General features: G+C 70.9%; 13 protein-coding genes. 3 read left to right on the top strand and 10 right to left on the bottom strand.

What is annotated here, in order from left to right; translation table 11 throughout:
- The coding region (locus Q1K57_RS02000; RefSeq protein WP_300078440.1) for a translation initiation factor IF-2 N-terminal domain-containing protein at window positions 1-477 on the bottom strand (477 nt) is incomplete at its 3' end.
- Window positions 478-616: 139 nt separating this feature from the next.
- Window positions 617-865 carry a YlxR family protein gene (locus Q1K57_RS01995; RefSeq protein ID WP_300078442.1) on the bottom strand — a complete coding sequence of 83 codons (249 nt, stop codon included), beginning with the start codon at window positions 863-865 and terminating at the stop codon, window positions 617-619.
- A gap of 239 nt (window positions 866-1,104) precedes the next feature.
- Here Q1K57_RS01995 and Q1K57_RS01990 point away from each other — a divergent pair, with 239 nt between their 5' ends.
- Window positions 1,105-1,680 carry a hypothetical protein gene (locus tag Q1K57_RS01990; protein ID WP_300078438.1) on the top strand — a complete coding sequence of 192 codons (576 nt, stop codon included), beginning with the start codon at window positions 1,105-1,107 and terminating at the stop codon, window positions 1,678-1,680.
- Between the two features lie 118 nt (window positions 1,681-1,798).
- Window positions 1,799-2,359 (top strand): hypothetical protein, encoded by a 561-nt coding sequence (locus tag Q1K57_RS01985; protein WP_300078436.1) that lies wholly within the window; start codon window positions 1,799-1,801, stop codon window positions 2,357-2,359.
- A 93-nt stretch (window positions 2,360-2,452) separates the two neighbouring features.
- Here the strand turns inward: Q1K57_RS01985 and nusA are convergent, their stop codons facing one another.
- Both nusA and rimP read right to left on the bottom strand, forming a co-directional pair.
- Window positions 2,453-3,421, bottom strand: a complete 969-nt coding sequence (gene nusA / locus Q1K57_RS01980) for a transcription termination factor NusA (RefSeq protein WP_300078434.1) — start codon at window positions 3,419-3,421, stop codon at window positions 2,453-2,455.
- Window positions 3,422-3,424: 3 nt separating this feature from the next.
- Window positions 3,425-3,925, bottom strand: a complete 501-nt coding sequence (gene rimP, locus Q1K57_RS01975; protein ID WP_300078431.1) for a ribosome maturation factor RimP — start codon at window positions 3,923-3,925, stop codon at window positions 3,425-3,427.
- A gap of 112 nt (window positions 3,926-4,037) precedes the next feature.
- On the opposite strand from rimP, the gene Q1K57_RS01970 reads away from it, so the two are divergent.
- A complete protein-coding gene (locus tag Q1K57_RS01970) occupies window positions 4,038-4,970 on the top strand; it encodes a DUF4439 domain-containing protein (RefSeq protein WP_300078428.1) in 933 nt (310 codons plus the stop codon).
- A 29-nt stretch (window positions 4,971-4,999) separates the two neighbouring features.
- Here the strand turns inward: Q1K57_RS01970 and Q1K57_RS01965 are convergent, their stop codons facing one another.
- From Q1K57_RS01965 to Q1K57_RS01940, 6 genes are all read right to left on the bottom strand, one after another.
- Window positions 5,000-5,797, bottom strand: a complete 798-nt coding sequence (locus tag Q1K57_RS01965; RefSeq protein WP_300078425.1) for a TSUP family transporter — start codon at window positions 5,795-5,797, stop codon at window positions 5,000-5,002.
- Between the two features lie 40 nt (window positions 5,798-5,837).
- Window positions 5,838-7,604 carry a proline--tRNA ligase gene (locus Q1K57_RS01960; protein WP_300078422.1) on the bottom strand — a complete coding sequence of 589 codons (1,767 nt, stop codon included), beginning with the start codon at window positions 7,602-7,604 and terminating at the stop codon, window positions 5,838-5,840.
- 182 nt (window positions 7,605-7,786) lie between these two features.
- Entirely contained in the window at window positions 7,787-8,800 is a 1,014-nt protein-coding gene (locus tag Q1K57_RS01955) for a TerC/Alx family metal homeostasis membrane protein (protein ID WP_300078419.1), read from the bottom strand.
- Between the two features lie 325 nt (window positions 8,801-9,125).
- Window positions 9,126-9,956: a DUF4081 domain-containing GNAT family N-acetyltransferase gene (locus Q1K57_RS01950; protein WP_300078416.1), complete on the bottom strand. Its 831-nt coding sequence runs from the start codon at window positions 9,954-9,956 to the stop codon at window positions 9,126-9,128.
- Window positions 9,953-11,098, bottom strand: coding sequence for a flavodoxin-dependent (E)-4-hydroxy-3-methylbut-2-enyl-diphosphate synthase (gene ispG, locus Q1K57_RS01945; protein WP_300078413.1), 1,146 nt, complete (start codon window positions 11,096-11,098; stop codon window positions 9,953-9,955). Before ispG ends, Q1K57_RS01950 begins: the two co-directional genes overlap by 4 nt.
- Window positions 11,099-11,109: 11 nt before the next feature.
- A partial coding sequence (locus Q1K57_RS01940) for a site-2 protease family protein (protein WP_300078410.1) occupies window positions 11,110-12,281 on the bottom strand: 1,172 nt, incomplete at its 5' end.

The following is a 12,281-nucleotide window of genomic DNA, read 5'->3' as shown; positions in this document are numbered from 1 at the left end:
CGGCCCGCCCTGCGGGGTCTGCGACGCCGGGCGCGGTGCCGCTGGGCGCGGGCCCGGCGCCGCGGGACGCGGAGCTTGCCCAGCCGCCGGGGCCGGCGACGGCGCCTGGGGCTGTGCCGGTTGGACGGCGGGCGCCTGGGTCGGGGTCGCCGGGGCATGGCGCTCGGCGGTCGGCGTCGGGGCCGCCGCTGAGGCGGCAGGCGTCGGAGTGGCCGCCTGCACGGGCGGCTCGGGCCGAGGGGCTGGTGACGGGGTCGCCACCGGGCGGGCGCTCGGGGCCGGCTTTGCCACCGGCGCAGCAGGCTGTGCGGGCGCGGCGTCGCCCTTCAGCTTCTCGGTGAGACGCCGGACGACCGGGGGTTCGATCGTCGACGATGCGGACCGGACGTACTCGCCCATGTCCTGGAGTGTCTTGAGGACATCCTTGCTTTCGAGTCCGAACTCCTTGGCGAGTTCATAGACGCGGACCTTGGCCACTACTCTCCTTCAGGCCCGCGGATGCGCAGGCCGGCTAGACGTTGTTGCTCATTTCTGGGTACTCATCGAGTGGTCATGAGCGTTAGCCCACCTTCTGTTGTGTTCGCGCACGGCGCGCGAAGCGCAGCCGCCAGTTTACTCAGAGACTGGTCGCTTTGCCCAAGTCGGCGCGTGCGTCGACCCCGGCGAGGAGCGCGGCGACGGCGTCCGGGGGGCCCGGATCACCGCGCAACGCCCGACCGAGCGCTTTCCTCTTGAGGGCGAGCGCGCCGCACCCGGGGTGGAGCCACACGCCGCGTCCGGCGCCCGTGCGGCTCACGACAAGACCGTCGGGGCCGCGCACAATGCGGACCATGGCCCCTTGGTCATCGGTGCGACGACAGCCCACACAGGTTCGGATCGGCACTCAAGCAGCCTATCCAACGCTCTCCCGCTGGCTGGCATTCCCACTGTGCCCCCACCTCCCGACACCCAACTCCGCCCTCGGCGCACGTCACCGAGGCTCTCAGGTCACCGAGGCTCTCAGCGAATCGACAGGTTCGTCGCAGCGCTGCGACAGTTCCCGACTGCCTACTGGATGGTGCAAGGCCCACCGGGCTTACGAAGAAGAACCGAAAGGACCACACGATGAAGACCATCCAGAAGATCGGCCTGGGCGTGGGCGCTCTCGCGCTGGGTGTCGGCGCGGCGGTCGGGATCACCAACGCCGCCGAACTGACCAACGGCGACACCACGACCACGTCGGCGCAGTCGTCGACCGCACCTGCCTCCGGCACGGACTCCAGCCAGCAGGGCCAACCGCCCCAGGGCGACCCCGGCAGCGACGACGGCGCCGCCCCCGACCGCTCGGCCCAAGGTCCGGGGGACGGGGACGGGGACCATGGCGGCGCCCCGGGCGACATGGCTGCGGAACTGGCCACTGCACTCGGCGTCGAGGAGGCGACCATCCAGGACGCCCTCGACACGGCCTTCAGCAATCAGGCCGCCCCCGCCGACGGTCAGCGGCCCGACCGCGAGGCGATGGACGCCGCCCTCGTGACCGCCATCGTCGACAAGACCGGCCTCGACGAAGCCACGGTACAGTCGGCCCTCGACAGCGTCCGCCCGCAGGGTGGCCCGGGTGGGCGCGGTCACGACGACGGCACGGACACCTCCGGCGACACGACCAACGCCGGAACCTCGAGCGACGACACCAACGACTGATCCGCTCGTCACCGACCTCGGGCCCACCTCTCACAGCCTCCTGACAGGTGGGCCCGAGCCCGCTCCCAAGGTTCGGGACTGTCATCGCATCACGGACCGCACAACGAAAGGACCATCGATGAAGGCCATCCACAAGGTCGGGCTCGGCGTAGCCGCGGGCACGCTCGCCGTCGGCGGAATGGCCGGGGCCACGCTCGCCCAGGCCGATCCCACCGCCAACCCGACGCCCACGGCGTCCGGTACCGCCGCCCCCGACCGGGGCGACCGCGCCGGTCACGGTGGCAGGGGCGACCACGGGCGGGGCGGCATGGACGCCGCAGCCCTCGCCTCGGCGCTCGGCCTGGACGAGGCGACGGTCCGGACCGCCCTCGACGCGGTCCGCCAGAGCCTGCACGACCAACAGAGCGACGACACGACCGAGCCCGACCCCGGCGCCCGCCAGCAGGCCTTCGCGGAAGCCCTCGCCGCCGAACTGGGCGTGGGCGTCGACCAGGTGACCAACGCCCTTGCCGGCCTGCGGGCTGCCGACGACGCGGACCGCGCAGCGGCCCTCGCCGATCGGCTCGCGCAAGCTGTCGCCGACGGAACCCTCACCCAGGCCGAAGCGGACGCCGTGCAGAAAGCCGCCGACGCCGGAGTCATCGGTTACGGCGGGCGTGGGGGCCACCCCGGCCGCTGATCAGCCGTTCGGCGGGTGGGGCCACGACGACCCCGCAGCGCGCGGGCCTACAGCCTTGGCAGTCGACCCCCCACCCGGCGTCCGGCCTCCCGCTCAGGCCTGCGTGTCGGGCCGGATGTCGATGCGCCAGCCCGTGAGGCGAGCGGCGAGCCGCGCGTTCTGGCCCTCGCGGCCGATCGCCAAGCTGAGCTGGTAGTCGGGCACGATCACGCGGGCGGCCTTCGCGAACTGGTCGGTCACGATCACGTTGCTGACCTTCGCCGGGCTGAGCGCCTCGGCGACGAACTTAGCACCGTCTTCGGAGTAGTCGACGATGTCGATCTTCTCGCCGTTCAACTCGTTCATGATCGTGCGCACCCGCTGCCCCATCGGGCCGATGCATGCGCCCTTCGCCGACACGTTCGTGTCGTGGCTGAGCACGGCGATCTTCGTGCGGAACCCTGCCTCGCGAGCGATCGCCTTGATCTCGACCACGCCCGAGGCGATCTCGGGCACCTCCAACCGGAACAGCCGCTGAACGAGGTTGGGGTGGGTGCGGGACACGACCACCTGCGGCCCGCGCGGCTCGCGCCGCACGCTGACCACGTACACCTTGAGGCGCAGCCCGTGACTGTAGGTCTCGTTGGGCACCTGCTCGGCGAGCGGCATGATCGCCTCGAGCGGGCCCAGGTCGACGCGGACGGTCCGGCTGTCCCGGTCCGCCTGGACGACGCCGGTGAGGATGTCGCCCTCCTTCGCTTGGAAGTGGCCGAACTTCTGCTCGTCCTCCGCTTCACGGAGTCGCTGGACGATGACCTGACGTGCGGTGGCGGCGGCCACGCGCCCGAACCCCTCGGGGGTGTCGGCGTACCAGCCGACGACCTCCCCCTCCTCGTCGAGTTCGGGCGCGAGCACCTCCACCTTGCCCGTCTTGGGGTCCAGCGCCACCTTGGCGCCCTTCACCGGGTGCGCCGACTTCTCGTAGGCGTTGAGCAGGGCTTCCTCCATCGCCTTGACCAGCACGGCCAGCGGGATGTCCTTGTCGCGCTCGAGCGCGCGCAGCGCCGTCATGTCGATGTCCACGGCTCACTCCTCGTCGTCGTCGTCGGTGCCGACGTCGCCAAGATCGACGTCCTTGCGGAGTTCGACCTGGACGACCGCCTTGCGGATCTCGGGGTGGGCCACACGCCGTTCGGTGCCGTCCACGTCGAGGGTCACGCCCTCGTCGTCGGCTCCCGTGATACGGCCGGTGACCTTCTCCTCGGCCAAGGTCAACGCGACGAGGCGACCGATGTTGCGCCGGAAGTGCTTGGGGGCGGTGAGCGGCCGGCTCGTGCCGCGGCTCGACACCTCGAGGGTGTAGGGGGCGTTGCCGGTGGCGGGGCTCTCGTCGAGGGCCGCCGAGAGTGCGCGTGTGGCGTCGGCGATCTCGTCGAGGCTAGGACCGCCCCCGTCCGGGCCGTCCCCGTCGAGGAACACCCGGAGGACCGAACGCTTGCCAGCGCTCGTGATCTCGATACGGTCGACCTCCAGCCCGCACTGCTCGACGACGGGGGCCACCACCTCGGCGATGGCTGACTGTTTCATGGGGCCCTCCGTCCTGTTGTGTCGTCCAGTTGTGCGGGCGCGGCCCGGTCCCGTCAGCATACCCGCCCGCCCGGACGCCGCCCCTCGCCTCCCCACGCGGTAGCCTTCACCCGTGCTCGGCCGACGTAGCTTCCTCGCCGCCGCATGCTCCGGGGCGGCCGCGCTGATCCTGCCCGGATGCGCGCTGGCCCCCGCCGGTGACCCCACGATCGCACCCGCCCCCACCCCGACGCCGCTGGCCGGCCAGGCCGGTCTGACCGCGTTGCGCACGGTTCTCGAACGCGCCCGCCGCTCTGCCTGGCCGGCCCCGCAGGCTCAGGTCGTCGCGTGGGCGCTCGGCGTGACCGCCGACCAGCTCGTCACCGTCTCCCTGCCCAGCCCCTCGCCCCTCGCGGCGCCGACGGCGTCCCCCTCCCCCGGCACGACGGCCGAGCCGGACGCCGTGGCCGCCCTCGCCGACGCGTTCGCCACTGCCGGGGACGCGTTCCGCACCCAGGCCCTGGATGCGGACACCGCCCGACCCCACGTGTGGGCGGCCATGGCCGCGTGGGCGGCGGTGGTCGCGGGGCTGTGGGCGGCGCCGGCGGCGTCCCTCGAACCTGCCCGCGCCGTGCTGGACCCACCGCCGCAGTCGGGAAGCGACGCCCTCCAGGGCGCCCTCGACGCCGCCGCCGAGGCTGCCTACGGGCTGCAGGAGGTGGCCGGGACCGTCGGGCTCGGCGCCGAGGAGGTCGCCGCCCTGCAGGCGCGGATCGCCGCCTGGCACGGGCTCCGCGACGCACTGCTGGACGCCGTCGGCCCCACCCCGACGCCCGAGCCGAGCCCGGGGCGTCCCTGGTACGACCTGGACCGGCCGGGCGACCCGGAAGCCGCCCGCACGCTCGCGGCGAAGCTGGAGGCCGCAACCCTGCCGATCCTGGGGCGCTCGATCGCGCACGGGCCGGCCGCGATCCGGGAGGTGGTGGTGGACGCCCTCGCCGCGGCCGCGGCGCAAGGACCGCGCTGGGGGGGCCTCGTCGAACGCTGGCCGGGTCTGCCTCTCTGACTGCCGCGGCCCCTCACGCCACCGCGTCGTCAGGACACCACCATGGAGTCGACCATGTCCCACGTGAGCTTGACGCCCAAGGCGACGATGACCCACCCGAACACGCGCCGGACGAACGCATTGCCGTTCCGCAGCGCCGTGCGAGCACCCGTGAAGCCGCCGAGGAGGTTCGCACACCCCATGGCCAGCGCGATGCCCCACAGGATGTTGCCCGTCCAACCGAGGACGACGATGGCGGCCAGATTGGTCGTCCAGTTGGCGAGCTTCGCGTAGGTCGTGGCGCTCAGGAACTCATACCCCATCACGCCGACGAGCGCGATGAGGAAGAACGAGCCGGTTCCCGGGCCGATGAAGCCGTCCCACAGGCCAACGACAAGCCCGATCGCGCCCAAGAGTGCCCGGCTCCGCCAGCCGGCGTGCTTCGCCCGATGCTGCAGCCCGAGGTGCGGACGCCGCCACGTGTAGACGCCCACGCCCACGATCGCAGCGAGCACGAGGGGCGTGAACGCGGCCCGGTCGAGGAAGTGGGTGAGGCGCGCGCCGAGGGCGCTGCCCGTCGCCGACCCGGCGACCAGGGGGAGGACACCCCACCAGTCGACCGGGATGCGGCGCAGGTAGGTGAGCGCCGCCACCGAGGTGCCCATGAAGCTCGGCACCTTGTTGGTGCCCGAGATGGTGGGGACGGGGGTGTCTGCGGGCAACCCGATGAGCAGGCTGGGTAACTGGACGAGCCCGCCACCGCCCACGATCGAGTCGACCCAGCCCGCCAGGAACGACGCGCACACGAGGAACGCGATCGTCAGGAGCGGCAGTTCGAGTCCGGTCATGGGGACGAGCTCGGTTCCGACACGCTCTCAACCAGCGCTCTCAACCGGCGGGGTGTAGCACCTCGAGCAGGTGTTCGAAGACATCGTCTGCCGCCACCTCGACCTTCTCCCCGCTCGCCCGTTCCCGGACCTCGACGACGCCGTCGGCCAAGCCGCGTCCGACGACGACCGCGGTCGGCATGCCCAGCAGTTCGGCGTCGTTGAACTTCACGCCGGGGCTGGCCTTGCGGTCGTCCAGCAGGACCGCCACACCCGCGGCGTCCAGACGCGCTGACAACTCCTCGGCGAAGGCGAACACGGCGGCGTCCTTGCCGGTGGCGAGGAGGTGGACGTCGTAGGGGGCCACGTTCCGCGGCCAGACAAGGCCCTTCTCGTCGCAGGTGTTCTCGGCGACGGCGGCCACCGCGCGGCTGCAGCCGATGCCGTAGGAGCCCATGGTGACCGTCACCAGCTTGCCGTTCGGGTCGAGCACCTTCAGGCCCAGGGCATCGGCGTACTTGCGCCCCAGCTGGAAGATGTGGCCCATCTCGATGCCGCGGGCCAGCGTGAGGGGACCCGAGCCGTCGGGGGCCGGGTCACCGTCGCGGATCTCGGCCACGTCGAGCACGCCGTCCGACGTGAAGTCGCGGCCGCAGACCAGGTCGTAGACGTGGCGTCCCGGCTCGTTGGCGCCCGTGATCCAGCGCGTGCCCTCGACGACGGCGGGGTCGGTCAGGTACGCAACGCCCTCGCCGTCCTCCCCCAGACCGAGTGCCGCCGGGCCGATGTAGCCCTTGACGAGCTGCGGGTACGCCTCGAACTCGGCATCGCCGAAGGGCTGCACCTCGGCGGGCTCCACGGCCGCCTCCAACCGCTTCATGTCGACCTCACGGTCGCCGGGCAGGCCGATCGCCAGCGGCGTCCGGCTGCCGTCGGGGTGGCTGAGCATGACGATCACGTTCTTGAGGGTGTCGGCCGCCGTCCATGGGCGGTCGTCGCGGGGGAAGCGAGCGTTCGACAGGGCCACGAGCGACTCGATCGTGGGCGAGTCGGGCGTGTCCTCCCGATGCGCCGGGCCGACGCCAGCGGCGTCCTGCTTCTCGGCGAGCGGTCGGCGGACCGCCTCGACGTTGGCCGCATAGCCACCTGGGCTGCGGACGAACGTGTCCTCGCCGATATCGGCCAGGGCGAGGAACTCCTCGGACGCCGACCCGCCCATCGCCCCCGACGTGGCCGACACGATGACGTACTCGAGGCCGAGCCGGTCGAAGATGCGCTGGTAGGTCACCCGGTGGCGCTGGTAGGAGGCCTCGAGTCCGGCGTCGTCGAGGTCGAAGGAGTACGAGTCCTTCATGACGAACTCACGGCCGCGGAGCAGGCCCGCGCGAGGCCGGGCCTCGTCGCGGTACTTGGTCTGGATCTGGTAGAGCGCCAGGGGCAGGTCCTTGTAGGAGCTGTAGAGGTCCTTCACCATGAGGGTGAACATCTCCTCATGGGTCGGGCCGAGCAGCAGGTCTGCGCGCTTGCGGTCCTGGAGCCGGAAGAGGTTGGGGCCGTACTCGGTCCAACGGTTCGTCTGCTCGTAGGGCTCGCGCGGCAACAGGGCCGGGAACCGCACCTCTTGAGCGCCCATGGCGTCCATCTCCTCGCGCACGATCGCCTCGATCTTGTGCAGCACGCGCAGGCCGAGCGGCAGCCACGAGTAGATGCCGGGGGCGACGCGCCGGATGTACCCGGCGCGCACGAGCCAGCGGTGGCTCGGCACCTCGGCGTCGGCGGGGTCGTCGCGGAGCGTGCGGACGAAGAGCTCGGTCATGCGGGTGATCACGGGGCAAGGTTACGGGATCACCCACCCCAGGTTGCGCACGCCCAGCGCCATGGTGGGGGTGCCCGCAGGCGCTCAGGGGTCAGCGGCATCGTGTGCGGCCAACTTCACACTCAGCGAGGCAGCCGCCAGCCGTTTGAGCGTGCACCGCCCGACGGGCCGTCGGTGAGTGTGAACTTGGCCGCTCAGGCGTCGTCCTCCTCGATGGTGCCGCGGAGGGTGACGTGCTCGTCATCCTGGTCGCCCTGGCGGCGGGTGGCGACGAGGCTCGTGATCACCACGGTGACCAGGATGCCGATGATGACGGCCAGAGAGGCGATCGTGGGGACGACCGGCACCCACTCCCAAATGCCGTGGGCCCAGTGGAGCACCAGCTTGACGCCGATGAAGCCGAGGATCGCGGCGAGGCCGTAGCCGAGGTGAATCAGCTTGCCCAGAGCGCCTTCGAGCACGAAGTAGAGGGCGCGCAGGCCGAGAAGGGCGAACGCGTTCGTGGCGAAGACGAGGTAGGGGTCCGAAGTGATGCCGTAGACGGCGGGCACCGAGTCGACGGCGAAGATGACGTCGGTGGACAGGATCGCCAGCACGACGAGGGCCAGCGGGGTGAGGGCCTTCTTGCCGTTCGCGACGACGGTCATCTTCGTGCCGTGGTAGGCGTCGGTGACGGGCCAGAACCGGCGGACGAATCGGACGATGCCGATCTCGGAGACCTCGATGTGCTCCTCGTCGGCGCTCATGGCGTCCTTGAGGGTCTTGATGGCCGTGAGCAGCAGGATCGCGCCGAAGATGAGGAAGGCGAACGAGAGGTTCTCGACCATCTGGGCGCCGATGGCGATCAGGACGCCGCGCAGGACCAGCGCGCCCACGACGCCGAAGAGCAGCACCCGCTGACGCAGTTCGTTGGGCACCGCGAAAGCGGTGAGCAGCAGCATGAAGACGAACAGGTTGTCGACCGACAGCGACTTCTCGACGAGGAAGCCCGTCAGGAAATCGAGGCCCGGGGAGGCGCCGTAGGCGTACCAGATCCAGGCGCCGAACAGCAGGGGCAGCGTGAGATAGAAGATCGTCCAGCCGACGGCCTCCTTCATCTTCACCTCATGGGGCCGGTGGGTGAGGATGAAGTCGAGCGTCACGAGGACGAGGACGGCGGCAATGGTGACGCCCCACAGGACGGGGCTGCCGACGATGACATCGGGCATGGATCACTCCTCGGGTCAAACAGTGGGCCGAGGTCTCCTTCACCCACTGCCGTGGGTGTCACGCCGGGGCTGCCATGGGGCGCCGCATTGACCGGTCGCGAGCTTGGGAAGTACTCCCCTCTGCGACAAGGGTAGATGATCCCTCGACGTCGAGACAACCCAAGTTGCCGCCGTGTCGGGCCGACCTAGCTTTTCTGACATAGGGAATCGCGGCACGTGCCACGATTTGCTATGTCAGAAACGTGACACCCCGCGGCGGCCCCACTGCCCGGCCCCACTGCCCGGCCCGACTGCCCGGCCCCACTGCCCCGCCGCGCTGCACGCGTCAGTACAGGATCGACGCCAACGCGCCGACCTCGGCGTAGCCGCAGCGACGGTAGCTGGCCACGGCGGGGGCGTTGAAGTCGTTGACGTAGAGCGACGCCGTGCGCCCGGAGGCCACGATCGCGTTCGTCACGCCCGCCATGCCGCCGACGCTCAACCCGCGACCGCGGAACGCGGGCTTCACCCACACGCCCTGCACCTGCGCCACCTGCGCGCTCACCGCGCCCAGGTCGGCCTTGAAGACGACCTCGCCCTCGTCCGCGATCGCGAAGGCCCGCCCCTGCTCGATGAGGCTCCGCACATAGTTGCGGTAGCCGACGGGGTTGGTCTGCAGCGGATCCTCCTCGAGCTCCTCCAGGTACATCGCGGCCGCAGCCGCGAAGTAGGAGTCGAACATGGCGGGCGTCGCCGGGGCGAGTCGCGGGTCCGCAGCCACGCTGCTCGCCTCGGACCGCGCCATCAACAACTGCCGCGGCCGCATCACCCGCACGGCCTCGTAGCTCTCCCCCCACCGGGCACAGAGGTCCTGCCACAGGGCCAGCAGCTCGGCCGCCGGCCCCACCATCGCGATGAAGTTGCGCCAGCGGCCGAGATCCTCGACGAAAGCGGCGCGCGCCTCGGCGTCCATGTTGACCGGCACCAGGTTGGCGCCGAGATGCAGCAGCGCGTACGGCCGCTCCTTGGGATAGCCCCACAGCTCACCCACGCCGCCGGGGCGCAGGACGCCGGCGTCCACCCTCGAAGCCACGAAGCACGAGCCCACCGGGTCCGCCGCGACGAGCCGCGACACCCACGCGAGGTCGCGCTCGTCGAGGACCCGGCAGTGCCTCACAACACCGCCACCTCGGGCTTCTCGCCGGTGTGCTCCATGTCGGCGGCCAGCTTGTTGGCCTCCTCGATGAGCGTGGCGACGATCTCGGATTCGGGCACCGTCTTGATGACCTCGCCCCGGATGAAGATCTGGCCCTTGCCATTGCCGGCGGCCACGCCCAGGTCGGCCTCGCGTGCCTCACCGGGCCCGTTGACCACGCACCCCATCACGGCGATGCGCAGCGGAGCCGTCAGCCCCTCGAGACCGTCGGTCACTTCGTTCGCGAGCCCCCAGATGTCGACCTGCGCGCGCCCACACCCCGGACACGAGACGATCTCCATCTGCCGCTGGCGCAGGTTGAGGGCCTCGAGGATCTTGAGCCCGACCTTGACCTCCTCCACGGGCGGCGCCGACAGCGACACCCTGATGGTGTCCCCGATGCCTTCGGCGAGCAGGATCCCGAACGCCACCGAGCTCTTGATCGTGCCCTGGAAGGCAGGACCGGCCTCGGTGACGCCGAGGTGCAGCGGGTACTCGCACTGCTCCGACAGCTGCCGGTACGCGTTCACCATGACGACGGGATCGTGGTGTTTGACCGAGATCTTGAAGTCCCGGAAGTCGTGCTCCTCGAACAGCGACGCCTCCCACAGCGCCGACTCGACCAGCGCCTCCGCGGTCGGCCCGCCATGTTTGGCGAGCAGCCGGGGGTCGAGCGAACCGGCGTTGACGCCGATCCGCAAGCTCACACCGGCGTCCGTGGCCGCCTTGGCGATCTCGCCCACCTTGTCGTCGAACGCCTTGATGTTGCCCGGGTTCACGCGGACGGCCGCGCAGCCGGCGTCGATCGCGGCGAAGACGTACTTCGGCTGGAAGTGGATGTCGGCGATCACCGGAATCTGGCTCTTCTTCGCGATGATGTGCAGCACGTCGGCGTCGTCCTGGCTGGGCACGGCCACGCGCACGATGTCGCACCCGGACGCCGTCAGCTCGGCGATCTGCTGCAGTGTCGCGTTGATGTCGGTGGTCTTCGTCGTCGTCATCGACTGCACCGAGACCTGCGCCCCGCCGCCGACGGCGACCTTGCCCACGTTGATGCGCCGGGTGGGCTTGCGCGGCGCGAGCACCGGAGGCGGCGTGGCGGGCATACCGAGGTTGACGGTCATGAGTCTCCTTGTCAGAACAGCTGCAACGGCTTCACGATATCGGCCACGATCACGACGAGGCCGCAGAGCAGCAGGAAGCCGCCCACGACGTAGGTCACCGGCAGCATCTTGGCCGTGTCGATGTAGCCCGGGTCGGGACGCCGCGCCAGCCGCGCGATCCCCCGCTTCAGACCCTCCCAGAGCGCACCGGCCATGTGACCGCCGTCGAGGGGCGGCAGGGGCACGAGGTTGAACAGGGCGAGGAACAGGTTGACGGCGGCCAGCAGGTTGGCGAACAGGGCGGCCTTGTCGGCCACGGTCGCCTGGTCGGACGCCGCCGCCTGGCCGGCCAGCGCGCTCGCCCCGACGATGCTGACCGGGCTGTAGAGGTCGCGCGGCTTGCCGGTGACGAGGTCGACGGCCAGGTTCCACACCTTCACCGGGAACTGCGCCAGGGCCACCACCGACTGCTTCGTCATCAACCAGAGGTCACCGATCGCCTCGACCGGACCGCCGGTGGCGTGGACGTAGGTGGGCACCACGCCGAGCCAGCCGCCGTCGACCGCCCGGCTGGGGTCGAGGGTCGCCGGCACCTGACGGATCAGCGTGTTCACGGTCGGCAGCGTCACGCGCTGGCCGTCGCGTTCGACCACGAGCGTCGCCGGCCCACCCATGTTGTCCCGGATCAGGGCCGTGAGTTGGTCGTAGCCGGCGATCGGAGTCCCGTTGAAGGTGACGATCCGGTCGCCCGCCAGGAGGCCCGCCGCGGCGGCCGGGCTCACCGGATCGGACGGCTGACACGTCGGGTCCTCGCGCTGCTCGGTGATGACGCACGGGGCCACCGACTGCACCACGGGCTGGGCACGCCACGCCCCGTAGGTGCCGAGGACGCCCCACATGAGCACGAACGCGATGAGCAGGTTCATGGCCGGGCCGCCGAACATGATGATGAGCTTCTGCCACGTCTTGCGCTCGTGGAACAGGTGGCCACGGTCGGCGGGCGTGATCTCGTCCCATTCGGCGGCGCGCGCCTCATCGGCGAAGTTCTGCCAGCGGGTCGGTTTCGCGTCCGGGCGCCGCGGCGGGTACATCCCCAGCAACTGCACGAACCCCCCCAGCGGGATCCACTTCAGCCCGTACTCGGTCGCCCCGCGCCGGGTCGACCACAGCGTCGGGCCGAAACCGACGAAGTAGCGCGGCACCT

Origin of the sequence: Propioniciclava sp., assembly GCF_029977985.1 — a bacterium.
Taxonomy (GTDB): Bacteria; Actinomycetota; Actinomycetes; order Propionibacteriales; family Propionibacteriaceae; genus Propioniciclava.
Note: the sequence above shows the minus strand (reverse complement) of the source record. Positions and strands in the feature narration are given on the sequence as shown.

Bases quoted from the DNA above. Each gene is read 5' to 3' on its own strand.
- ispG (WP_300078413.1), bottom strand. From the start codon at position 11,098: ATGACCGTCAACCTCGGTATGCCCGCCACGCCGCCTCCGGTGCTCGCG.
- Q1K57_RS01985 (WP_300078436.1), top strand. From the start codon at position 1,799: ATGAAGGCCATCCACAAGGTCGGGCTCGGCGTAGCCGCGGGCACGCTC.
- Q1K57_RS01965 (WP_300078425.1), bottom strand. From the start codon at position 5,797: ATGACCGGACTCGAACTGCCGCTCCTGACGATCGCGTTCCTCGTGTGC.
- rimP (WP_300078431.1), bottom strand. From the start codon at position 3,925: ATGAAACAGTCAGCCATCGCCGAGGTGGTGGCCCCCGTCGTCGAGCAG.
- Q1K57_RS01990 (WP_300078438.1), top strand. From the start codon at position 1,105: ATGAAGACCATCCAGAAGATCGGCCTGGGCGTGGGCGCTCTCGCGCTG.
- Q1K57_RS01955 (WP_300078419.1), bottom strand. From the start codon at position 8,800: ATGCCCGATGTCATCGTCGGCAGCCCCGTCCTGTGGGGCGTCACCATT.